The organism is Delftia sp. 60 (assembly GCF_002754395.1).
Lineage (GTDB): Bacteria > Pseudomonadota > Gammaproteobacteria > Burkholderiales > Burkholderiaceae_C > Comamonas > Comamonas acidovorans.
Genome location: NZ_PEFD01000001.1, coordinates 2046025 through 2068061, shown reverse-complemented (window position 1 = coordinate 2068061; position 22037 = coordinate 2046025). Strand labels below are relative to the sequence as shown.

At 68.0% G+C, this 22037-nt stretch carries 22 protein-coding genes and 1 tRNA gene; 13 read left to right on the top strand and 10 right to left on the bottom strand.

Annotated elements, in window-relative coordinates:
* Window positions 1-34: 34 nt before the first annotated feature.
* The 4 genes from nirD (at window position 35) to CLV01_RS09350 (ending at window position 2960) form a co-directional block, all read left to right on the top strand.
* Window positions 35-376, top strand: coding sequence for a nitrite reductase small subunit NirD (nirD, locus tag CLV01_RS09365; RefSeq protein ID WP_043823657.1), 342 nt, complete (start codon window positions 35-37; stop codon window positions 374-376).
* A 129-nt stretch (window positions 377-505) separates the two neighbouring features.
* Complete coding sequence (locus tag CLV01_RS09360; protein WP_099734473.1) at window positions 506-2110, top strand: hypothetical protein; 1605 nt, start codon at window positions 506-508, stop codon at window positions 2108-2110.
* A 90-nt stretch (window positions 2111-2200) separates the two neighbouring features.
* Complete coding sequence (locus CLV01_RS09355; RefSeq protein WP_013803816.1) at window positions 2201-2611, top strand: GNAT family N-acetyltransferase; 411 nt, start codon at window positions 2201-2203, stop codon at window positions 2609-2611.
* A gap of 25 nt (window positions 2612-2636) precedes the next feature.
* The gene (locus CLV01_RS09350; RefSeq protein ID WP_099734474.1) at window positions 2637-2960 is read left to right on the top strand and encodes a hypothetical protein; all 324 of its coding nucleotides are present in this window, start codon (window positions 2637-2639) and stop codon (window positions 2958-2960) included.
* A 121-nt stretch (window positions 2961-3081) separates the two neighbouring features.
* Here the strand turns inward: CLV01_RS09350 and CLV01_RS09345 are convergent, their stop codons facing one another.
* On the bottom strand, window positions 3082-3417 hold the full coding sequence (locus CLV01_RS09345) for a hypothetical protein (protein WP_241150424.1): 336 nt from the start codon (window positions 3415-3417) through the stop codon (window positions 3082-3084).
* Between CLV01_RS09345 and CLV01_RS09340 the strand changes: the two genes are divergently transcribed.
* The 3 genes from CLV01_RS09340 to CLV01_RS29470 all read left to right on the top strand — a co-directional run bounded on the left by CLV01_RS09340 (window position 3353) and on the right by CLV01_RS29470 (window position 5493).
* Window positions 3353-3880 carry a low molecular weight protein-tyrosine-phosphatase gene (locus CLV01_RS09340; RefSeq protein ID WP_441306977.1) on the top strand — a complete coding sequence of 176 codons (528 nt, stop codon included), beginning with the start codon at window positions 3353-3355 and terminating at the stop codon, window positions 3878-3880. The two genes, CLV01_RS09345 and CLV01_RS09340, sit on opposite strands and share 65 nt — an antisense overlap.
* A 22-nt stretch (window positions 3881-3902) precedes the next feature.
* Window positions 3903-4547 (top strand): hypothetical protein, encoded by a 645-nt coding sequence (locus CLV01_RS09335; RefSeq protein ID WP_099734475.1) that lies wholly within the window; start codon window positions 3903-3905, stop codon window positions 4545-4547.
* A 349-nt stretch (window positions 4548-4896) separates the two neighbouring features.
* Window positions 4897-5493 carry a hypothetical protein gene (locus CLV01_RS29470; protein WP_257221242.1) on the top strand — a complete coding sequence of 199 codons (597 nt, stop codon included), beginning with the start codon at window positions 4897-4899 and terminating at the stop codon, window positions 5491-5493.
* A 181-nt stretch (window positions 5494-5674) separates the two neighbouring features.
* On the opposite strand, the gene CLV01_RS09325 is transcribed toward CLV01_RS29470, so the two are convergent.
* The 4 genes from CLV01_RS09325 to CLV01_RS09310 all read right to left on the bottom strand — a co-directional run bounded on the left by CLV01_RS09325 (window position 5675) and on the right by CLV01_RS09310 (window position 10861).
* The gene (locus tag CLV01_RS09325; RefSeq protein ID WP_065346926.1) at window positions 5675-7513 is read right to left on the bottom strand and encodes a sensor domain-containing diguanylate cyclase; all 1839 of its coding nucleotides are present in this window, start codon (window positions 7511-7513) and stop codon (window positions 5675-5677) included.
* A gap of 140 nt (window positions 7514-7653) precedes the next feature.
* On the bottom strand, window positions 7654-9696 hold the full coding sequence (locus CLV01_RS09320) for a TonB-dependent receptor family protein (protein WP_099734476.1): 2043 nt from the start codon (window positions 9694-9696) through the stop codon (window positions 7654-7656).
* Window positions 9693-10358, bottom strand: coding sequence for an SCO family protein (locus CLV01_RS09315; protein ID WP_099734477.1), 666 nt, complete (start codon window positions 10356-10358; stop codon window positions 9693-9695). Before CLV01_RS09315 ends, CLV01_RS09320 begins: the two co-directional genes overlap by 4 nt.
* Before the next feature lie 134 nt (window positions 10359-10492).
* Window positions 10493-10861: a DUF2946 family protein gene (locus CLV01_RS09310; protein ID WP_099734478.1), complete on the bottom strand. Its 369-nt coding sequence runs from the start codon at window positions 10859-10861 to the stop codon at window positions 10493-10495.
* Window positions 10862-10964: 103 nt separating this feature from the next.
* Here CLV01_RS09310 and CLV01_RS09305 point away from each other — a divergent pair, with 103 nt between their 5' ends.
* Window positions 10965-11729, top strand: coding sequence for an alpha/beta fold hydrolase (locus CLV01_RS09305; protein WP_071954566.1), 765 nt, complete (start codon window positions 10965-10967; stop codon window positions 11727-11729).
* A 58-nt stretch (window positions 11730-11787) separates the two neighbouring features.
* On the opposite strand, the gene CLV01_RS09300 is transcribed toward CLV01_RS09305, so the two are convergent.
* The 3 genes from CLV01_RS09300 to CLV01_RS09290 are packed head-to-tail and all read right to left on the bottom strand — an operon-like array spanning window position 11788 to window position 15266.
* On the bottom strand, window positions 11788-13479 hold the full coding sequence (locus CLV01_RS09300) for a cobaltochelatase CobT-related protein (protein WP_099734479.1): 1692 nt from the start codon (window positions 13477-13479) through the stop codon (window positions 11788-11790).
* Window positions 13469-14446: an AAA family ATPase gene (locus CLV01_RS09295; protein WP_013803829.1), complete on the bottom strand. Its 978-nt coding sequence runs from the start codon at window positions 14444-14446 to the stop codon at window positions 13469-13471. Before CLV01_RS09295 ends, CLV01_RS09300 begins: the two co-directional genes overlap by 11 nt.
* Window positions 14439-15266 carry an IclR family transcriptional regulator gene (locus tag CLV01_RS09290; RefSeq protein WP_012203918.1) on the bottom strand — a complete coding sequence of 276 codons (828 nt, stop codon included), beginning with the start codon at window positions 15264-15266 and terminating at the stop codon, window positions 14439-14441. Before CLV01_RS09290 ends, CLV01_RS09295 begins: the two co-directional genes overlap by 8 nt.
* A 131-nt stretch (window positions 15267-15397) precedes the next feature.
* On the opposite strand from CLV01_RS09290, the gene xsc reads away from it, so the two are divergent.
* The 4 genes from xsc (at window position 15398) to CLV01_RS09270 (ending at window position 19902) form a co-directional block, all read left to right on the top strand.
* On the top strand, window positions 15398-17209 hold the full coding sequence (xsc, locus tag CLV01_RS09285) for a sulfoacetaldehyde acetyltransferase (RefSeq protein ID WP_099734480.1): 1812 nt from the start codon (window positions 15398-15400) through the stop codon (window positions 17207-17209).
* Between the two features lie 223 nt (window positions 17210-17432).
* Window positions 17433-18407: a bifunctional enoyl-CoA hydratase/phosphate acetyltransferase gene (locus CLV01_RS09280; protein WP_099734481.1), complete on the top strand. Its 975-nt coding sequence runs from the start codon at window positions 17433-17435 to the stop codon at window positions 18405-18407.
* Window positions 18404-19450, top strand: coding sequence for a YeiH family protein (locus CLV01_RS09275; protein ID WP_013803832.1), 1047 nt, complete (start codon window positions 18404-18406; stop codon window positions 19448-19450). Before CLV01_RS09280 ends, CLV01_RS09275 begins: the two co-directional genes overlap by 4 nt.
* Window positions 19451-19692: 242 nt before the next feature.
* Entirely contained in the window at window positions 19693-19902 is a 210-nt protein-coding gene (locus CLV01_RS09270) for a hypothetical protein (RefSeq protein ID WP_012203914.1), read from the top strand.
* 19 nt (window positions 19903-19921) lie between these two features.
* Here the strand turns inward: CLV01_RS09270 and CLV01_RS09265 are convergent, their stop codons facing one another.
* The gene (locus CLV01_RS09265) at window positions 19922-20815 is read right to left on the bottom strand and encodes a LysR family transcriptional regulator (RefSeq protein ID WP_099734482.1); all 894 of its coding nucleotides are present in this window, start codon (window positions 20813-20815) and stop codon (window positions 19922-19924) included.
* Between the two features lie 101 nt (window positions 20816-20916).
* Between CLV01_RS09265 and CLV01_RS09260 the strand changes: the two genes are divergently transcribed.
* Window positions 20917-21903 carry an NAD-dependent epimerase/dehydratase family protein gene (locus tag CLV01_RS09260; protein ID WP_099734483.1) on the top strand — a complete coding sequence of 329 codons (987 nt, stop codon included), beginning with the start codon at window positions 20917-20919 and terminating at the stop codon, window positions 21901-21903.
* A gap of 46 nt (window positions 21904-21949) precedes the next feature.
* Here CLV01_RS09260 and CLV01_RS09255 read toward each other — a convergent pair.
* Window positions 21950-22026: transfer RNA gene (locus CLV01_RS09255), tRNA-Gln, on the bottom strand.
* Window positions 22027-22037: the final 11 nt, after the last annotated feature.

Below are 22037 nucleotides of genomic sequence, written 5' to 3'. Positions count from 1 at the left end.
CAGCCCGCACCCATACCACCGACAAGGCACCGCCATGACACACCCCGCCCAAGAACAGTGGATGCCCGTCTGCGCCACCCGCGACATCGTCCCCGACACGGGGGTCTGCGCCCTGGTCGAAGGCCGGCATGTGGCGGTCTTTCGCCTTGGCGAAGACCGCTTCTACGCCATAGACAACGTGGACCCGCGCTGCGGCGCCAGCGTGCTCGCGCGCGGCCTGGTCGGCAGCCTGGGCGAGCGCGTCGTCGTCGCCTCGCCCATCTACAAGCACCACTTCGACCTGGCCACCGGCGAATGCCTGGAAGCGCCCGAGCACTCTGTGCGCGCCCATGCGGTGCGCAATGAGAATGGGCAGTTGCTGGTCGCGCTGCACTGAGGTCTCGGTCAGATCAGCATGGGGAGGGGTTCCCCACGTCCCGTGATGGCGCGGTAGAGCCATCTGCCTTGCATTCCACCTTTGCCAGTCGGGCATCATTGCCGCCTCGACAAATGCATGAGGGTGGATATGAACGCAGGGAATCCGGACGCCGCAGCCCACAACGCGGGCGACGAACACAGCTACGCAGATTTTCTCCACGGCCTGCAGGCCCGATTCGAGGCCAGACTCAAGGAGGGCGGCGACCAGGTCTTCGACACCACGGCCACCGGCCTGTTCGACGACTATCTGGCCGCCCTGCCTGCCGAACTGCGCCAGCGCCATACCTGCAGCTGCTGCCAGAATTTCGTGCGCCGCTTTGGCGGCCTGGTCACCCTTGCGGCCGACGGCCGCCAGACGCCGCTGCTGTGGGGCGATGATGCGCCCGGCATCCACCGTGCCGGTGTGGCGGCCATGGCCGCCGCCGTGCGCCGCGCCACCGTGCGTGGCGTCTTCCTCGCCACCCCTGCCGTGTGGGGCCGGCCCCAAGCGGGCGGGCATCCGCACATGCACGTCACGGTGCCGCAGGCGCTGCAATTCAAGCGCACGCTGCTGACCGCAGGCCAGAAGATGGCGGAAAGGCGCGAAGACTTCAGCACCATGGAACGCGCCCTTGGCGACTTCCACAGCGACCATGTGGCCACCGCCTTGCAGCTGCTGCGCTCCGACCAGCTCTACAGCGCCGAACGGGTGCTGGGCCAGGCCGAGTTCCTGCACCAGTTGCACACGGACCGCGCCCAGGCCAGGAGCCCGCAGGCAGCCGACAACATTCTTTGGCGCGCCATTGCCTCGGCGCCGGCCGGCTTCTGCCATCCGCGCAGCTCCATGATCGGCACGCTGCTGGAGGACATCGCGGCGGGCAAGAGCTACGCCGACGTCTCGCGCGCGTTCGCCGCAAAAATGCACCCGCTGCGCTACCAGCGCCCGCAGGCGGCACCCACCGCCGGCGGCATTGCGCAGGCAGAGAAAGTGTTCGAGCAGCTGGGCCTGGCACCTGCCCTGCCGCGCCGGATGGCCCGATTCGAGGAAGTGCCCAAGACCTGGACGCCGCGCAGGCGCGAGCCCGCCCCACGCACGGGCAGCGGTCTTTTTGCGCATGTTCTGCCCAAGGGCGCCGCACAGCCCAAGTCAGGCATGGCCACGCCCGCCATCACCATGACGCTGCAGAAATTCGTGCGCACCATCATCCCCACGGCCGAGCAGATCGAGGTACAGATCCGCGCCACGGCCAACCCCTTCATCGGCATCACCACGGCGGTGAACGAAGACGCGCCGCGCCTGTTCCAGTGGGACCATCCGTTCTCCTGGTATGTGTGGAGCGGCGGCTCCCCCGCGGCCCAGTTCGGCCTGAGTGAAGGCTGGGTCAGCGTGGCGGGCATCACCCGGCTGCCGGCCCGCTGGGACGATGACGGCGAACGCTTCAAGCACCAGGGCGACGGCATCATCTTGCTGCTGGACGGCGCGCGCGAAACCCGCAACGTGGGTGCCGCGCTGTTCCCCAGCCTGCTGCGCGCCGAGCTGCACGGCGTGCGCGCCACGGTGGAGGCGCACTCCAACGCAGTCACCATGGCCGGCCTGGCCGAAGGCTCTGCCGTGGGCATCGACCTGCGCGACCAGGGCAATGCCTATCCCGCATCGCTGCGAGTCGTCTCGAATGGATGGACCCAGGCCTACACGATCGATCGCTGGGACTGAGCGCGGCGATCCGCCCTCCCTCTCGGCAGACGCCTGCCTATGATGGCGCTCTGCCGATCCTCCGATATGCCCCTGGCGCCCTCACCATCCATGAACTACCGCATTGAAGACCACGTCCCCGCCGTCCAGGACTACATCCAGATCCGGCTGGCTGCCGGCCTGAGCCGCAAGTCGCCCGAGGCGGCCGCCATCGGCCTGAAAAACGGCCTGTTCAGCGTGGTCGTCTATGCCGATGCAACACCGGTTGGCATAGGCCGCGTGATCGGAGACGGTGGGTGCTTCTTCGAAATCGTGGACATCGCTGTCATCCCCGAGCACCAGAAAAAGGGCCTGGGCCACCTCATCATGCAGCGCCTGATGCAGTACATCCACGGCAATGCCCTGCCCACGGCCTATGTCAGCCTCATGGCCGACCACGGCACGCCGGAGTTCTATCGCCGCTATGGGTTCGAACCCTCCCTGCTGCCCAGGAAGGCGGGCATGTCCTTGCGCATTGTTTGACTGCAGAGGCCCGATCTAGACAGAGATGAACAACAAACTGAGAGCAGCGGCAGTGATCGCCACAGCGTTTTTGGCCGTGGCCTTCCTTGTGCCTGCGCCGAAAAGTGTGCCGCTCACCGAGCGCTATCCCGGTCCGTGGAAAACTGATTTCAGCCGAGACATCGCCATCGCGCTGGGCAAGAACCAAGCTATCGGCTGCGTGCAATTCCAATACCGGGAGAGCCGCCTGGACCCAGGCGAGTACCTTGTGTACTGCAATGATCGGGGCATGTGGAGGTCCTACCTGGTCTGGATCCCGTCGCAGAAGATCACCGGGCCGCACATGATTGATGCATCGATTCCGCCGTGACAGAAGAATCCGCACTGGCGTGCAAGATGGCGCTGCCTTGAGTTCAGCCACGTCCCATGCCGGCGGCGCGGCACCATCAAATCCGCCTAACAGGGCGCCCGAAAACGCCCGCCCTGCGGGCTCAGGCGTAGAAGGACAGCAACGCCAGGCACACGATGACCACGATGGCCGCCGTGATGAGCATCACCCTGAAGCCGCCGTCGCTGCTGCGCAGCAACCGCAACTCCAGCAGGGCCGCGCCCACCCGGGCCATCCAGAAACAAAGCAGTTCCACCATGGGCGCAGCATAAGCGGCCCGGCAGATCAGGTGCGGGGCGTGGAAAATGCCGGCGAGCGCCTGGGCATCGCAGGCCATCGAGATGTCGTGAAGCCCGTTACCCACAGGGAGGTTTATGGAACAGATTCGGGAACAGTCAGCTGGCAGCAGGCCAGCCACAAAGAGGAAAAGAATCCTCATGGTCTGCACAGGGAACATCTGCCGCAGCCCCACGGCCCATGGCGTGCTCGAGAAAATGGTGGCCGACGCGGGCCTGGCTGACCGCATCGAAGTGGACTCCGCAGGCACGCACGACTACCACGTGGGCGAGGCACCCGACCGCCGCTCCCAGGCCCATGCCGCGCGGCGCGGCTATGACCTTTCGCAGCAACGCGCGCGGCAGCTGCGGGCCGAGGACTTCACGGCATTCGACCAGGTGCTGGTGATGGATGGCGCCAACGAATCTGCAGCGCGCAGGATCTGCCCCGAGTCCGAATGGCACCGCGTACAGCGGCTGACGGACTTCTGCACCGAGCACACCGCGCGCGAAGTGCCCGACCCCTACTACGGCGGCGACCGGGGTTTCGAGGACGTGCTGGACCTGGTGGAAGACGCCTGCGCGGGGCTGCTGGCCACGCTGGGCATGGCGCCGCGCAAGGGTTGACAGGCCACGGCACCGCTTGCGCATGCGAACCCTCATTCTTTGCTTCGGCATCCTGGGCACGCTTGTGTTCGGCGCAGCCTTCGCCCTGTCGTTTTCCTCGCCATTGCTGGTCGAGAGCCTGGGCAAGGAGATCATCCGCATCGAGATCGAGCGCAGGCTGGGCACCCAGCTGGATACGCTGACAGGCTCGCGCATGGCGGGCCTGGCCCAGAAGGCGCTGGGCAGGACAGATAGCGAGATCGCCGCAGTGCGGCGCGAGATCGAGGCCGGCATTCCCGACAAGGTGGCCTCGGTCATGACCGACATGCGCCGTGCTGACTGCGAATGCCGCAAGCGCAATGCCGTCTACACGCAGCAGCGCCAAGCCACCCAGCTGGCATCGCTGATCCAGATGCGCGCCCGGCTGGTGGAATTCATCGAGTCGGCCTACCACCAGACCACGGCCAGCCTGCTGCGGGAGTTAAGGATCTTCACTGCGTCCAATGCGCTGGTGTTTCTGGCCCTGACCGGCGTGACGGCGCGACGCAGGCGGGCGGGGCTGCAGCTGGCACTGCCCGCCATCGCGCTGCTGTGCGACATCGCATTCAACCGGGCACGCCTGTGCACACGGGCCATCAACGGCCTTGCGTCGTCTTTTGGTTCGACATTCGAAGTCTTGCCTTGTTGAGCCCAAGGCCCACCTTGGCCCGGTAACTGCCCCGATCACAGCAACGGCACGACCTCCATAGCCCTACCCACCCGCCACCACAATCCGCCCCTTGCCCGCACCTTGGCCGCGTCGGCACCGAAGGTGTGCGCATGCTGCGGCAATGGATGCGGGGAGATACCGGTGAATCGCCAAGCCTGGATCTGGGTCATGAGCTGGTGGTGCGACAAAGCAATTGACTGGCTGATGCCTGCATATCCATTCGCATATTGAGATAGAGTTCGGCGGCTTGGCCATTCCCGCCCAAGCCCTTCTTCTCCACTGCACCTGTGCAATGGAGATTTTTCATTTCAATCCATCTTCAAAGAACATGAACACCATTGCATTGGGAGGACGCCTGCGGCCGCTAGGCGCAATACGGACTCGCCGGATCATGGCCGCCTTTCTGGCTGCGAGCGCTGTACTGTGTGTGCCGAACGGAGTATCGGCGGCCGAGAACGATGCACTATCTGCCTCTCTGGCCGCATTCGGTGATGCCGCTGCGGCAAGACGCCTGGAGGACCAGATCGCGGATCTTGTGAAAAAGCGCAATCAGGCGGGCATGACCAAGCTGGTGGGGCAGATCGCGCAGAACGATGGGGCTTTCATGGAAAAGATGGACAGCCTGACGCAGGCCAAAAATCGCGTTCCTGATCCTGAAATGACCAGGATTGCCATGGCCCTGGGCCCTTGCCACCATGCCGGTTTTCTTCTCAGGAAAATGGCCTTCGCCCTTGCCGATGGTCAGGCGAAGCCCATCATTCGCAATGGGGTGATCATGATTGACGGCACGCACATGGACGATATGTATGCCGAGCAAATGTCGCGCTGTGAAAGGCTGGCCAAGCAGCCCATGCGGAAAATCAAGATAGGTTCCATGTGCTCCGTCAATGGCTCGGGCTGCGACGAGGACCCGGATATGGATTGAAGAGGCCGAGCGCTGAAAAACGAAAGCAAGAAGAGAAAAGGCCGGGTCTGCCGCCCGGCCTTTGGTGACCGCCCCGGCGGTGACTTTTGGTTCGGCATTCGAGGTCTTGCCTTGTTGAGCCCAAGGCCCCACCTGCCCCGGCAACTGCCCCGATCACAACGGCGGCATAGCCCCCAAATCCCTACCCGCCCGCCAGCACAATCCGCCCCTTGCCCGCGCGCTTGGCCGCGTACATGGCCTCGTCGGCGCGCTGCAGGAGCTGGGTGGCATCTTCCCGGGAGGCATTGAGGGCGATGCCCATGCTGGCGCCGACCTGCACGGTGGCACCGCTGTGCAGACGGATGGGCTGGCGGATGGCGGCCAGGCAGCGCTGCATGATCTGCCGGGCGTCGTCGGCCGAGGCCAGTTCGTCCAGCAGCAGCACGAATTCGTCTCCGCCCAGGCGGGCGACGCAGTCGGTTTCGCGGGCCTGGGTGGTGAGGCGGCGGGCGATGATGCGCAGCACTTCATCGCCGGCGTCGTGGCCTTCGGTGTCGTTGACTTGCTTGAAGCCGTCCAGGTCCATGAAGCAGACGGCCAGCTGGCCGGGGCCGCTGGCCTGGGCCAGCGCGCGCTGCAGCCGCGCCTGCAGCGCGCGGCGGTTGGCCAGGCCGGTCAGCACGTCGTGCAATGCCTGGTGCTGGGCCGCCTGCTCGCCGCGCTTGAGGGCGTCGATGTCCACGAAGACCCATATCGATTCGCCATCGGCCAGGCCTGCGCCGCTGACATCGACCCAGAGCAGGCTGCCATCGCTGGTCTGCAGCTGCATCTGGGCGTGGCATTTGCCGCTGGAGCGCAGTGCGCCATAGGCCAGTTCGCCGGAGCGTTCGTAGGTTTCCTCGTCCGGGTAGAGGATGCGCGCCGAGTGGTCCAGCAGCTCGCCGGCCGGGCGCTTGAGCATGCGCTGCAGGGCCTGGTTGGTCCACAGCAGCCGGCGCTCGCGCAGGCGGGCGATGCCGATGAGGTCGTTGTCCATGAACAGTTCCTGCTGGCGCAGCAGCTCGGCGAGCCGGATGCGCGCCACGCGTTCGCGCTGCTGCAGCAGATAGAGGCTGACCGAGCCCAGCGCGATCAGCGCGATGCTCAGGCCCGTGAGCGCCCAGGCACGCCAGGCCGATGCACGCCACCCCGCCAGGTAGCTTTCCGTGCCCAGGCCGGTGAAGACGGTCAGTGGATAGCCGGCCAGGCGCTGGTAGGCCGTGATGCGCTCCACGCCATCAAGCAGCGTGGGCGTGATGTACCAGCCAAGCTCCCGGTCATCGGCCAGGGCCCGGTGGTACTCGCCCGAGACTTCCGAGCCGCCGATGCCGGCCATGGGCTGGGGATCGCCTGCCGCGTAGCGGGCCACCAGCAGATCCTTGTCCGAACGCAGTGCAATGGCGCTGTCGGGCCCGAAGGCCTGGCGGCGGAACAGCGACTGGAAATGCTCGGCCGCGACGACCGCGTAGACGATGCCCTGGAAATCCCCGTCGCCGGATTGCAGCCGCCGCGCCAGCACGATGGCCCATTTCTTGAAGGAGTGGCTGACCAGCGGGTCGGAGACCACCATGCGGTCGGTGTTGCGCGCCCGGTCGAAGTAGCCTCGCTCGGCCACGGAAAATGCCGGCTCCTCCTCGTTCGCACTCTGCAGGACCTGGCCATTGGCGTCGGTGACGCGCAGCGCCGTGACAAAGGGAACGAGGGCGCGCTGTTCCTGCAGGATTTCATAGAGGGCCAGCGCCGCCACGTCCGCGCCTTCCAGACTCCGGCTGCGGTAGCGGCCCGCGACGGTGGCCAGGGCGTTGTCCACCAGCCGCATCTCGGCGTTCAGCTCCAGGCTCAGGCTGCGGGCCTGGTTCCGGGTGACGGCCACGCCCAGGTCCAGGTCGGCCTGGTGGTTGGCGCGCAGGCTCAACCAGGTGGCCAGGCCCAGCAGGCCGGCCACCAGCAGGTTGCCGAGCACCAGGCGCAGGAGCACCTTGTCGGAAAGAAGCCTCTTCATGGCGCCGGGTGTCCCTTTCCTACTTGCTGGATGGGCATCGGGGTGGATGGACCGGCCCATTTTTAGCACAAGGCAGGAGCACTCCATGCCAGGTCGCACGCCATGGCAGCGGCGCCTTTCGGCGCTGCGCCCGGCCCCCCTCAGGGCATGCGCCAGCTCAGGCCCGCGTACACGGCCCGGCCATCTCCGGGAAAGTAATAGGCACCGTCCACGCCGCGCACATTGGCCTGTACTGCCGTGGTCGCGGCATAGCGCCGGTCGGTCAGGTTGCGGCCTTCGACGAACCAGCTCCAGCCATCGCCCAGCGCCCCGCTCAAGCGCAGGTTGAGCAGCGCATAGCCATCGGAGGCCACGGTGTTGGCATGGTCCACCCAGGTGCGCGAGGGCAGCCACTCCAGGCCGGGCGCGACCGTGACCTGCTGCGTGGCCTTCCACTGCAGCTCGGCCCGCAGCAAGTGCGGTGGAATGCCGGCCAGGCGGCGGCGGCCGTAGACGGCGTCGTTGTCAAAGCGCAGGTCGCTGTAGAGGTACTGGGTGCGCAGCGACCAGCGCGGCGCAAGCCGTGCCTGCAGGGACAGCTCCAGCCCCTGGTGGATGGTGCGGTCGGCATTGGTGGTGCCCAGGGCCGCGCCGCTGGCGTCGGTCAGCGCCAGCAGTTCGCGGCGCACGCGCGAGTGGTAGATGGCGGCGTCCCAGGCCAGGGCCTCGCCGTGGCCGCGCCAGCCGGCCTCCACCGTGGTTGCGCTTTGCGCGCGCCCCAGCGGCAGCGAAGGCTGGTAGACCAGCTCGCCAATGGGCGGTGCCTCGAAGCTGCCGCTGATGTTGGCGTACCACTGCGACGTGGGCGTGGCCGCGAACAGCAGGCCCAGCTTGGGCGAGGTGTGGCTGAAATCCACGTCGTAGCTGGAGGCGGGCGCCAGCAGATTGTCCTGGCGGCGCTGGGCGCGCACGAACTGCAGGCCGGCCTGCAGCGTCCAGCGGGTGCTCAGGCCATGGCTGTATTCGCCATAGACCACATCCTGCTGCGCCTTCACGCGCGTACGCCCCGTGGACGTGCCGGCCGCGCCGCCCGCATTGGTGTAGCGCCATTCATCGCCATCGAGCTGCGCGCTGGAAAAGCCCAGCACCAGCCTGCGCGTGAGGCCACCGCCCTGCCCCAGCTCGGCCACCAGGCGCGAGTCCAGGCCCGTGTCGCGCATGTCCTGCTGGACGATGCCCATGGTCATGGGGTGGAAGCGGTCGCGCTGCGCCGCGAACAGCGAAGTGGTCCAGCGCAGGCCTTCGCGCGGCTGCCAGTCCATGCGCAGGGCGCCGCGCGTCTGGCGATAGTTGTTGCCGGCGTCCTGCGCCACATAGCCGGGCGCGGCCTGGCGCGGATTGGCCAGCATGGCCGCGCGCGTGAGGCTGCCGGGCATCTGCATGTCGGCATCCACATGGGACAGGAAGGCGCGCAGCTCCAGCGTATCGGTGAGCTGCAGGCCCACATTGCCGGACAGGCGCTGCGTGCGCCAGGCCGACTGTTCGCGCCAGCCGTCCTGCTCGCTGCGGCTGAAGTTCAGAAGGCCATCCACCCGCTCGCCACGGCCCGCCAGCTGGGCCTGTGCCTGCCGCTGGCCGAACGATCCGGCCTGCAGCCGCAGCGATGCGGCAGGCGCCGTCAGGCCGGTCGGCGAGACAAAGTTGATCGCGCCGCCCAGGCTGCTGGCGCCGTACTCCAGCGCATTGGCGCCACGCCAGACCTCGACATGCTGGGCCGCCATGGGGTCGATGGACTGGAAGTCCGCCGCGCCATCGGCCTGGTTCAGCGGTATGCCGTCCTGGTACAGCTGTATGCCGCGCATCAGATAGCCGCGCTGCACGCCCGAGCCCCGGATGGACAGCCGCGTCTCCGGGCCGTGGCGCGTCTGTGCGAGCACGCCCGGCGCGTAGGCCAGTGCATCGGCGGCGGTGCTGGCACGCCCGGCCGCGTAGCTGGCTGCATCGATGACGGCCGTGCCGCCTGCGCGCTGCGACAGCTCATCGCGCGCAGCCTGCACGGCCTTGGCGGCGCGGGCCTCGGGCGTGGCGGCGGCGCCGCGGGCGCGCACCTCCACATCCGCAAGAACAGGTTCTGCCTGGGCCAGGGCGGAGGATGCGGCGCAAAGGCCTGCGGCGCCGGCCAGAGAAAGTGCAAAGCTCTTCATGCAGCCCCCAGGATCTGGCGCAGATCGGCCGCGCAGTCCTGCGCGTCCTGCTCATGGCGGAACGCCACGCGCAGCCGGCCCTCGGGATCGAACACATAGGTGATGGCCGAGTGGTCCATGGTGTAGGACGCACCCGTGGGCACTTTCTTGTAGAAGACCTTGAATTCCCTGGCGACCTCGGCCGTCTGCGCCTCGTCACCGCGCAGCGCGACAAAGCCGGGGTCGAAGGCGCCCACATAGGCCTTGAGCACCTGGGCCGTATCGCGCTCGGGATCGATGGTGATGAAGGCCACGGCCAGGCGGGCACCGTCGGCACCCAGAAGCTCGCGTATTTCCAGCGCGCGCGTCAGCGCCGTGGGGCAGACATCGGGGCATTGGGTGAAGCCGAAAAAGACCATCAGGGCCTGGCCCTTGAAGTCGGCCAGCGTGCGCTCGCGCCCATCGGCATCGCGCAGGCGGAAGTCCCGGCCGTACTGCGCGCCGGTCAGGTCGATGCCCTTGAACGGCACGGTGGCGGGCTTGCAGCCGGCCAGCAGCGCCAGTGCGGCCAGGCCGCCGCCAAGGCAGGCGCGGCGAGACAGGGCAACGCAAGCAACGGATGGGAGGGTCGAAGAAAAATCGGCGGCGCGCTGCGGCGCCGCATGGCAATCGGAACGGAACATGGCATCCCTGCATGGAATCTTGGCGAAGCCGCACCGCCAAGGCTGCGCCCGGCCGGTGCGGCAATGTTCTGAGACAGGCCAGCGGCCAGAAAGCTCCAGACCACGCTGGACAGCGCTGGACGGCAGCCAATGCCTCAGGCGATCGACAACGGCAAGGGAGGCCCGCGCGGCGGCAGCGGCGCGCCGACCAGGGAGGCAATGCGGGCAGAGACGATGGGCTGCAGCGCGCGGCCCAGCGGCTGCGGTTGCGCCCAAGAGGGGGAGACATGCGCGGGCGGCGGCGTCACCGCCAGGCACAGCGGGCAGTCCAGCGAATGCTGGGCAGACACCGCCTGCCCTTCTTCACCGTTGACCACGACCAGCTTGACGCTGCCGCCAGCCGTGCAGACCAGTTCCATGGCCTGCGGGTGCACCAGGGGCGATGCAATGGCCAGGCCCAGCGTCAATGCGAACCACGCCATGACCAGGCGGGCCAGTGAGACGGAGTTGCGCAGGGCGTGCATGGCTGGGGATTATGGGGCTGAGATGCCGGATATGCGTGGTATCCGTAGCCGCCCGCCCGCATGGGCCATCCCATAATCGCCTTTTCCCCAAGCAGTGACCGCCATGTCGAAACTCCATGTTGTGCAGCAGGGCCAAGGCCCGGCCCTCGTTCTGAGCCACGCGCTCGGTTGTGACCTCCAGATGTGGGACGGCGTTGCCCAGGCGCTGGAAGACCGCTTCACCGTGGTGCGCTACGACCACCGGGGCCACGGCCGCTCGCCCGCCATCGGCGAGGCTTTCGACATGAACGACCTGGCAGACGACGCAGCCGGCGTGATCGAGGCGCTGGGCCAGGGGCCGGTGCACTTCGTGGGCCTGTCCATGGGCGGCATGACGGCCCAGGCCCTGGCCGTGCGCCATCCGGCGCTGGTGCGCAGCATCACCATCGCCAATTCGGCCAGCTACTACGACGAGGCCGCGCGCGCGGGCTGGCAGGCGCGCATTGCCACCGTGCACGACCAGGGCGTGGCGGTGATTGCCGACGGCGCCATGCAGCGCTGGTTCACCCCCGAGTTCCGCACCGGGCAGGCGGCCCGCGTGGCCACCTTGCGCGCAGGGCTGGAGGCTTTGGCGGCCAAGCCCTATGCGGCCGCCTGTGCGGCCGTGGGCGGCATCGATTTTCGCGAGAGCAATCGGCGCATCGCCTGCCCCGCACTGCTCATTGCGGGCAGTCGCGATGAGGCCACGCCGCCAGCCCTGTCCGAGGACATGCAGGCGCAGATTCCGGGCGCGCAGCTGGTGTCGCTGCCCGCCGCGCATTTGAGTGCCGTGGAAATGCCCGTGGAGTTTGCGCGGTTGGTGAGCGACTTTGTCGCGCAGGTCCGCTAGATCTGCAGTCCCACCCGGGCGGAATGGGGACTGAGCGAAGTCGCTATCGCGGGGGGCATCACGGCCGGCAGATCAACTCCGCCACGTCCATCAGCAGGGCTTCATCGATCTGCTCGCGCAGGTCCGCCGCCAGCCTGCGCCGGTAGAACACGCCCAGGTCCAGCCCCACGCCCAGCGCGCGGATCTGCACGTCGCCCGCGCGCTCGTGCCGGGCGATGACCTGGCGCAGGTGCTGGTCCAGGTAGTGCTCGTCGTTGGCCTGGTGCGTGGCCGTGTCCATGGGGCAGCCGTCCGAGATGACGAGCAGGATGCGGCGCTGCGCGGGCCGCGCCAGCAGCCGCTCGCAGGCCCATTCCACGGCCTCGCCGTCCACGCCCTCGCGGAACAGGTCGGGCCTGCGCAGCGCGGCAATGCCGTGGCGGGCGTGGCGCCAGGGTTTGGCGGCATCCTTGAAGACGATGTGCAGCCGCTCGTTGAGCCGCCCCGGGATGTGGGGCTGGCCCGCGCGCTGCCAGTCGCGGCGGGCGCGGCCGCCGTTCCAGGCCTGGGTGGAAAAGCCCAGCACGTCCACCGGCACGCCGGCCATGGACAGCGCGCGACCCAGCAGGTCCACCAACAGGGACAGCGGGCGCGCATGCGCCTTCATCGAGCCCGAGCAGTCCAGCAGGAGGGCCACGGCCGCATCGCTGACGGGGCGCGGCAGCTCGTTCCTGAAGATGGCGCGCTGCTGCGGATCACTGACCAGTTGCGCCAGCCGGCTTGCATCCAGGTGTCCATCCTCCAGGCCGAACTGCCAGCCGTCGTGGCGCGGCACGGCCAGGCGCTGCTGCAGGTGGCGGGCCAGCCGGCCCGCGTGCAAGCCGCTGCGCGCCAGTTCCTCATCCATCTGCCCGCGGAACTCGGCCAGTTGCGCTGCGCGGATCAGCTCGGCCGCCTGCGCCTCGCGGTCATAGGCGCGCGTGAACACGCGGTAGCTGTGGGCCGAGCCGGCCCAGGCGCGGCTGTCGCCGCTGAGCGCCACGGGCGGCGCATCCAGGCTTTGCGATTCAAAGTGCAGCGGCAGCGCGAAGCTGCCCCGCCGGCGCGGCCCGGCAGCGCCACGCGGCGCCTCCTCCTGGGCTGACCGCACGGCCTGGCCCACCCAGCGGCTGATGGCCAGGGCCGGCGCAATGAAGGCCTGCTGGTCCTGCCGGTGGCGGCGCAGCAGGGCCCACTGCGCGCCCAGTTGCGCCGACAGGCCGGCGCGCGTGGCCTCGGCCAGGTCGGCCAGGGTATCGGGCGGCTCATGGCCGCTCAGGCGGCTCCAGGCGGTCAGCGCCACGGTGAACAGCAGGATGCCCAGGCTGCTTTCGGTCAGGCCCGAATCGGCAAAGGCCTGGCTCCAGTGCACAAAGCGCGCATGCAGGTTGGCACGTGCGCCCGGCCATTCCTCGGGCGCCAGGCTTTCAACGCGCAACTGCTCCAGCAGTTCGAACACCAGCCGCTCCACCGGGTCGCCGGGTAGATGGCGCGCGTGCAGCGCGGCATCGCTCAGGCGCAGGCGCAGGCTGGCGCCGTCGAGCAGGCCGCGCTGGTCGGCCAATCGGGCCGGCACGTCGGATTGGTGGGCCGCTGCCAGCGCCACGGGCGCCGTGCCCCGGTACAGCGTCTGCCCGCTCCATTGCAGCGAGGCGTCGCCCGCCATGGCGCGCAGCAGCGCGCCGCCCCAGGCCTCCATGCGCGCCAGCGAGGGGGATGCCTCAGCAGGCATGGGCGGGCTCGTCGCGCAGCGCCAGTTCCTGGCCGAAGCAGCGCTGGAAGTACTCGGCCACGATGGCCCGCTCGGCCGGCTCGCACTTGTTGAGGAAGGACAGCTCGAAGGCCAACCGCAGGTCGTGGAAGATCTGCGCGTTCTCGGCCCAGGTGATGACGGTGCGCGGCGACATCAGCAGCGACAGGTCGCCCACGGCAAAGCCCTTGCGCGTGAGCGCGGCCAGCGCCACCATGGCGGCCACCTGCTCGCGCCCCTGCGGCGTGGCCAACTGCGGCACGCGCGCCAGCACGATGGCGGCTTCCTCGGCCGGTGCCAGGTAGTCCAGGCTGGTGACCAGGTTCCAGCGGTCCAGCTGGGCATGGTTGAGCATCTGCGTGCCGTGGTACAGGCCGCTGAGGTTGCCCTGGCCCAGTGTGTTCATGGTGGCGAAGAGGCGGAACTGCGCATGCGGCTGGAGCACGCGCTTTTGGTCCAGCAGGGTGAAGCTGCCCTCGCGTTCGAGCACGCGCTGGATGACGAACATCACGTCGGGCCGGCCCGCGTCGTATTCATCGAAGACCAGGGCCACGGGCCGCTGCAGCGCCCAGGGCAGGATGCCTTCCTGGAACTGCGTGACCTGGCGGCCCTCCTGCAGCACGATGGCGTCCTTGCCCACCAGGTCCAGCCGGCTGATGTGGCCATCAAGATTGACGCGCACGCAGGGCCAGTTCAGCCGCGCCGCCACCTGCTCGATATGGGTGGACTTGCCCGTGCCGTGCAGCCCCTGGATGACCACGCGCCGGTTGTGCGCAAAGCCCGCCAGGATGGCCAGCGTGGCCTGCGGGTTGAAGCGGTAGGCCGGGTCCACGGCCGGCACATGCTCGCTGCGTTCGGCAAAGGCCGGCACCTGCATGTCGGTGTCCAGGCCGAAGGTCTCGCGCACGCCAAGTGTGCGCGTGGGATGCATCAGGGTCAGCTCAGTCATCGTCAGGGGCTCCCGGGGGGACTTCGTCGTTGATGCGCGCAATCGCCTCGGCCGCCGCGCGCAGTTGGGGAAGAAAGGACAGCGCCCGCTCGCGCGTGAAACGCATGATGGGCGCCTGCACGGCCAGCCCCATGTTCGAGGGGCCGCCCTGGATGGAGGGCACGAGCACGCCCAGGCACAGCAGGCCGGGAAGGAATTCCTCGTTGTCGAAGGCATGGCCCTGGGCGCGCACCTGGTCCAGTTCGGCGTCCAGCGCGTCGAAGGCCGTCAGCGTGTTGGCCGTGAAGCCTTCCAGCGGCACGGCCGACAGCAGCCGCCTGCGCTGCGCGGGCGCCATCTGGCTCAGGAACAGCTTGCCCGTGGCCGAGCAATGGGCCGGCACGCGCGAGCCCGGGTGCAGATAAAAGCGCAGCGGCGCGGGCGTCTCCACCCGGTCCAGGTAGAGCACCTCGCTGCCCGAGAAAGCGGTGATGTTGCAGCTCTCGCCGATGTCGCGCACCAGCTGGGCCAGCACCGCGTGGCGCGCGCCATGCGTGGTGTTGTTGAGCAGCACGCTCTCGGCCAGCCGCATCAGGCGCCGGCCCGTGCCGTAGTGCCGGCCATTGCCCTCGCGCTGCAGGATGCCCGCGCCTTCGAGCTGCTGGAGCATGCGGTGCATGGTGGGCTTGGGCAGGCCTGTCTCCTCGACCATGGTCTGCAGCGTGAAGGGCTCGTTCTTCTGGGCAATGGCCTCCAGCAGGGCGAACAGCCGCAGGTTGGGCGTGTCGCCATCGATACGGGCAGGGATGGGGTCACGGGTGTTCATGGTGTTGGTCATCATATGTTTTTCAATTTTTCGAGTCAATTTGTTCCGAAAAAAGAAATTTGTTTGACATCCAGGCGAAGTCAGTCCTAGACTTGCGCCGTAATTTCTTTTTTCGGAACATTAAGTTCCATTTTCAAGGAGACAACATGACTGCAGCCAACAATCGTACGGTGGTCGAAGGCGTCCAGAAGATGACCCCTTCCGAAGCCTTTGTGGAGACCTGCGTGGCCAACGGCGTCACGGAGATGTTCGGCATCATGGGCTCGGCCTTCATGGATGCCATGGACATCTTCGCGCCCGCCGGCATCCGCCTGATCCCCGTGGTGCACGAGCAGGGCGCCGCCCACATGGCCGACGGCTATGCGCGCGTCTCGGGCCGCCACGGCGTGGTGATCGGCCAGAACGGCCCCGGCATCAGCAACTGCGTGACCGCCATCGCCGCCGCCTACTGGGCCCACAGCCCCGTGGTCATGATCACGCCCGAGACCGGCACCATGGGCATGGGCCTGGGGGGCTTTCAGGAAGCCAACCAGCTGCCCATGTTCCAGGAGTTCACCAAGTACCAGGGCCATGTCTGCAACCCCAAGCGCATGGCCGAGTTCACGGCCCGCTGCTTCGACCGCGCCATCTCCGAGATGGGCCCCACCCAGCTGAACATTCCGCGCGACTATTTCTACGGCGAAGTGCAGTGCGAAATCCCCAAGCCCATGCGCGTGGAGCGCGGCTCGGGCGGCGAAAACAGCCTGCAGGCCGCCACGGAACTGCTGGCCACGGCCAAGTTCCCTGTCATCCTGGCCGGCGGCGGCGTGGTCATGGGCGATGCGGTCGAGGAATGCAGGCAGCTGGCCGAGCGCCTGGGCGCACCCGTGGTCACCGGCTACCTGCGCAATGACGCCTTCCCCGCCAAGCACCCGCTGTGGGCCGGCCCGCTGGGCTACCAGGGCTCCAAGGCCGCGATGAAGCTCATCGCCCAGGCCGACGTGGTGATCGCGCTGGGCTCGCGCATGGGCCCCTTCGGCACCCTGCCCCAGCACGGCATGGACTACTGGCCCAAGAACGCCAAGATCATCCAGGTCGAGGCCGACCACACCAACCTGGGCCTGGTCAAGAAGATCTCGGTGGGCATCCACGGCGACGCCAAGGCCGTGGCACGCGAGCTGGGCCGCCGCCTGCAGGGCCAGACCCTGGCCTGCGACGCCACCAAGGCCGCGCGCGCCGACACCATCGCCACCGAGAAGGCCGCATGGGAGAAGGAGCTGGACGAGTGGACGCATGAGCGCGACCCCTACAGCCTGGACATGATCGAAGAGGCCAGGGGCGAGCGCACGCCCACGGGCGGCCAGTACCTGCACCCGCGCCAGGTGCTGCGCGAGCTGGAGAAGGCCATGCCGCCGCGCGTGATGGTCTCCACCGACATCGGCAACATCAACTCCGTGGCCAACAGCTACCTGCGCTTCGACGAGCCGCGCAGCTTCTTCGCGCCCATGAGCTTCGGCAACTGCGGCTATGCCCTGCCCACCATCATCGGTGCCAAGTGCGCAGCGCCCGACCGTCCGGCCATCGCCTACGCGGGCGACGGCGCCTGGGGCATGAGCATGGTGGAGATCATGACCGCCGTGCGCCATGACATTCCCGTCACGGCCGTGGTCTTCCACAACCGCCAGTGGGGCGCGGAAAAGAAGAACCAGGTGGACTTCTACAACCGCCGCTTCGTGGCCGGCGAGCTGGAAAGCGAAAGCTTCGCGGCGATTGCCAGCGCCATGGGCGCCGAGAGCATCGTGGTCGACCAGATCGAGGACGTGGGCCCGGCGCTGCAAAAGGCCATCGACCTGCAGATGAACCACGGCAAGACCTGCGTGATCGAGGTGATGTGCACGCGCGAACTGGGCGACCCGTTCCGCCGCGATGCGCTGGCCAAGCCCGTGCGCTTCCTCGAAAAGTACAAAGATTTTGTCTGAAGCTGTCTGACACCCCCTGAGGCGCTGCGCGCCTTCCCCCTCTCTACCCGCTGCGCGGGGGAGGGGGACGACACCCTCGGTGCGGGGCGGCCCTTCCTCGGTGTCCCTGGGATGGGCCGCGCCGGTTTCATGCGCCTGGGTGAAGCGCAAGGCCCTCGAAAGCCGATTCCCAGATTCCCTGCGTTGCTCGCGCCGGGCCCTGTACTTTCCCGCAGGAGCTTTCATGGTCCCCCCACTTTCACTCGCCGTGGCCGCCGACGATGCGCCCGCCACGCACCGCCCCCATCTCCAGCACTTGCTCGACCAGGCCAAGGCGCAAGGCCCCATCCCGGTGGCCGTGGCCTATCCCTGTGATGCGGGCTCGCTGCAGGCCGCCATGCAGGCCGCGCAGGCGGGCCTGATCACGCCGCTGCTGGTGGGCCCCGAGGCACGCATCCGGGCGGCGGCCCATTCGGCCGGGCTGGATCTGGCGGGCGCGTCCATCCATTCCACCGCCGACGATCCACGCGCGGCGGCGGCCCAGGCGGCGGCGCTGTGCGGCAGCGGCCAGGCCCGCGCGCTGATGAAGGGCAGCCTGCACAGCGACGAGCTGCTGGGCGCTGCCGTGGCGCGCGAGGCCGGCCTGCGCGGCAGCCGCCGCGCCAGCCATGTGTTCGTGATGGACCTGCCGGGCTTCGAGCGCCCGCTGCTGATGACCGACTGCGTGGTCAACATCTTCCCCACGCTGATGGACAAGCGCGACATCGCGCAGAACGCCATCGACCTGGCCCGTGCCATCGGCATTGCCCGGCCGCGCGTGGCCGTGCTCTCGGCGGTGGAGACGGTCAACCCCGCCATCCCCGGCACCATCGACGCTGCCGCGCTGTGCAAGATGGCCGACCGGGGGCAGATCAGCGGCGCCATCCTCGACGGGCCGCTGGCCTACGACAACGCCATCTCGCTGCGCTCGGCGCATCACAAGGGCATCGTCTCCGATGTGGCCGGCCAGCCCGACGTGCTGTTGGTGCCCAGCCTGGAGGCCGGCAACATGATCTACAAGCAGCTGGTCTACATGGCCGACGCCGAATGCGCGGGCCTGGTGCTGGGCATGCGCGTGCCCATCGTGCTGACCAGCCGCTCGGACTCGGTGGCCAGCCGCATCGCCTCCTGCGCGCTGGCGGTTCTGGCCGATGCGGCGGGCGGCAAGGAGCAGCCATGAGCCAGGTTCAAGCCCCGTTGGCAGCGCAGCCGCCCGTGCCGCGCATGCTGCAATGGTTGAAGCTCCTGCCCGGCACAGGCCTGTCGGGCGTGATTGCGCTGGCAGCCACCTTCGTCTCCACGCTGCACGGCGGGCCGCAGCTGCTGTTCGCGCTGTTCTTCGGCGTGGCCTTCCACTTCCTGAGCCAGGACGCGCGCGCCAAGCCGGGCATCGAGTTCTGTGCACGCGGCGTGCTGCGCCTGGGCGTGGGCCTGCTGGGCGCGCGCATCACGGCCACGCAGATCGCGGGCCTGGGCTGGACCACGGCGCTGATCGTCATCGCCGCCGTGGTCACCACGCTGCTGTGCGGCACGCTGCTGGGCCGGCGCCTGGGCCTCACGCGCCCGCAGGGCGTGCTGTCGGGCGGCGCGGTGGCCATCTGCGGCGCCTCGGCGGCGCTGGCCATCTCGTCGGTGCTGCCGCGCGACAAGGACAGCGACCGCTTCACGCTGACCGTGGTGGTCACGGTCACGGTGCTGTCCACGGCCGCCATGGTGCTGTATCCGCTGGTGGCGCGCGCCCTGCATCTGCCGCCCGAGCTGGCGGGCCTGTTCATCGGCGGCACCATCCACGATGTGGCCCAGGTGGTGGGCGCGGGCTACACCATCGACCAGGCCACGGGGGACTACGCCACCATCGTCAAGCTGTTCCGCGTGTCCATGCTGGCCGTGGTGGTGGTCATGGTCTCGGCCCTGTTCAAGCGCCAGCGCGAGGCTGCGGCCGAGCAGCACCACGGCAAGAAGCCGGGCCTGGTGCCCTGGTTCCTGTGGGTGTTCGTAGCGCTGGTGGCCATCAACTCGCTGGGCTGGGTGCCGCCGGGCCTGCAGCACCAATTGAGCGACCTGTCGCGCAACTGCCTGGTGCTGGCCATTGCGGCCCTGGGCCTGAAGACCTCGTTCCAGCAACTGGCCCAGGCAGGCTGGCGGCCTTTTGCACTGCTGGTGGTGGAGACGCTGTGGATGGCGGCCTTCGTGCTGATAGCCATCGAGTTCGAGATGCGTTGAACCCAAGCGCAATACGGCAGTTTTCCAGGGCCCGCCATGCGCGGGCCCTTTTCATTTTTCATGGAGCCGGCGCATTTGATGTTCGCGCATTGAGGTGATACATTTGCACACAATTTTTTGACGCACATCAACGCCCGACACGAGCCGTGAACGTTCTTCGCAAGCAAGCCGGCAGATTCCGCAGACGCACTGCCATCCAGGTCCTCGCCCTCCTGCGCAGGCAGCAACCCCTGCAAGCTGCCTTGCTGCGGCTGCTTCCGTGCCTGCTGCTGCTGGCCGGCTGCGCCGTGCTGCTGGACTCCCTGGTGCCCATCCCGCTGTGGGCCGTCGCCGGCCTGACGGGGGTCATGGCGGGCTACATCGCCCACAACTGCCAGGCGTTTGTTGCATCCCAGCGCAGGAAATCCATGCTGCGCCATCTCGCGCGCTGCTGCCTGCTGCACGCCCAATGAAACACAGGCGCCCGGGTCTTCAGGCACCGCTGCTGGCATAGGCCGTCAGCGCCTGCGCGACCGCCTTGAACACCACGGCGCAGCGCTCGCTCTTGCGCAGGTCCTCATGCATGGCCACCCAGGTATCGAGCTTCCATGAGAATGCCTGCGGCAGCACCCGCACCAGGCCCGGGTCCCTGGCCGCCAGCGCCGACTGGCAGATGCCGATGCCAAATCCAGCGCGGATGGCGCCCAGCTGCGCCAGGTCGCTGTCCGAGCTCAGCGCCATGGCCTCGCGCGTGAACATCGGAAACTGCTGCTGAAACCTGCGGATGAAGACGTTCTCATGGTCGAAGCCGATCAGCGAATGCCCGGCCAGCTCCTGCAGCGAAGCCGGCACGCCATGCCTGGCCAGATAGCTCTCATGGGCATGCAGCCCCAGTTCGATGGCGCCGATATGGCGGGCCACCAGCGCCTCCTGCTGCGGCCGGAACATGCGCACGGCCACATCGGCCTCGCGGCGCAGCAGGTCATCGACCGCGTTGGACAGCACCAGTTCGATGCGCAGTTCAGGATGGGCCGCGCGCAATTGCGCCAGCACGGGCGGCAGCAGCTCCACGCCCACGACCTCGCTGGCCGTCAGGCGCACCGTGCCGCGCACGCCCGCGCCATGGCTGGCCGCCACGCGTCGCAGCGCGGCAGCCGTCGCGGCCATGCTGGCCGCATAGGGCTGCAATTCATAGGCCGCTTCGGTGGGTGCGAAGCCATCGGACGAACGGGTGAACAGTTGCAGGCCCAGCGCCGACTCCAGCCCGTCGATGTGCCGGCCCACGGTTGGCTGCGCCAAGCCCATGGCCCGGCCCGCCGCTGACAGCGACCCGGACTCCAGCACCTGCAAAAAGCTGCGATACCACTCCCAATGGGGTTCCGACATCACTGATCCATTCATTTATGCATGGACACCAGAAGATTCTAGGCAATTTTCCTTTTGCAGCGTGTTGCGGACACTGGCGTGGTCACCACAGGACCCGCACCATGCCATCCATTGCACTTTTCGGCGCCGCAGGCGCCATCGGCCAGAGCCTGGCCGCCGCGCTCAGACAACAGGGCCGCGCCTATCGCGTGGTCGGCCGCAACGCAGCCAGCCTGCGCCAGACCTTCGGCGCCGATCCCCTGGCCGAGATCGCCACCTGGAACCCGGATGTCGCCGGCTCCATCGAGGCTGCAGCCCACGGCGTGGACACGCTGATCTACCTGGTGGGCGTGAACTACTGGCAGTTTCAATTGCATCCCGAACTGATGCGCAAGACGCTGGAAGGCGCCATTTCCGCGGGCGTGCGCCGCATCGTGCTGATCGGCACCGTCTATCCCTACGGAAAGGCCCGCACCCTGCCCGTGGCGGAAGACCATCCGCGCGAGCCCCATACCTTCAAGGGCCGCATGCGCAAAGCCCAGGAGGACCTGCTGCTGCAAGCCCATGCACAGGGCCGCATCGAGGCCACCGTGCTGCGCCTGCCCGACTTCTACGGCCCCGGAGTGCACAACAGCCTGCTGCACGGCGCCTTCGAGGCGGCGGCCCACGGCGGCCGGGCCGACATGATCGGCCCGCTGGACCGGCCGCACGAGTTTGTCTATGTGCCTGATGTGGGCCCCGTCGTGGCGCGCCTCATCGACACGCCGCAGGCATTCGGCAGGGTCTGGCACCTGGCTGGCGCGGGGGCGACCACGCAGCGCGACATCGTCTCGGAGATCGAACGCCTGAGCGGCAGGCCGTTGAAACTGCGCGTTGCAGGCAAGACCGCGCTGCGCCTGGCCGGCCTGTTCAGCCCCTTGATGCGCGAACTGGCAGAGATGCACTACCTGCTGACCGATCCGCTGATCATGGATGACTCGGCCCTGCACGCCCTGCTGGGCCCCATTGCCAAGACCCCCTACGCCCAGGGCATACGCGCCACGCTGGATGCCGCCAAGGCGGGCGCGGGTTCAGCTGTGAACTCCAGCCCGCAGCAGGCCACGGCCTGAAAACAAAAAAGCCCTGACAGCAGAACTGTCAGGGCCTTTGTCTATCTGGCAGGGGAGGAAGGACTCGAACCCTCGCATGCCGGAATCAAAATCCGGTGCCTTTACCAACTTGGCGACTCCCCTAGAAGACGTAA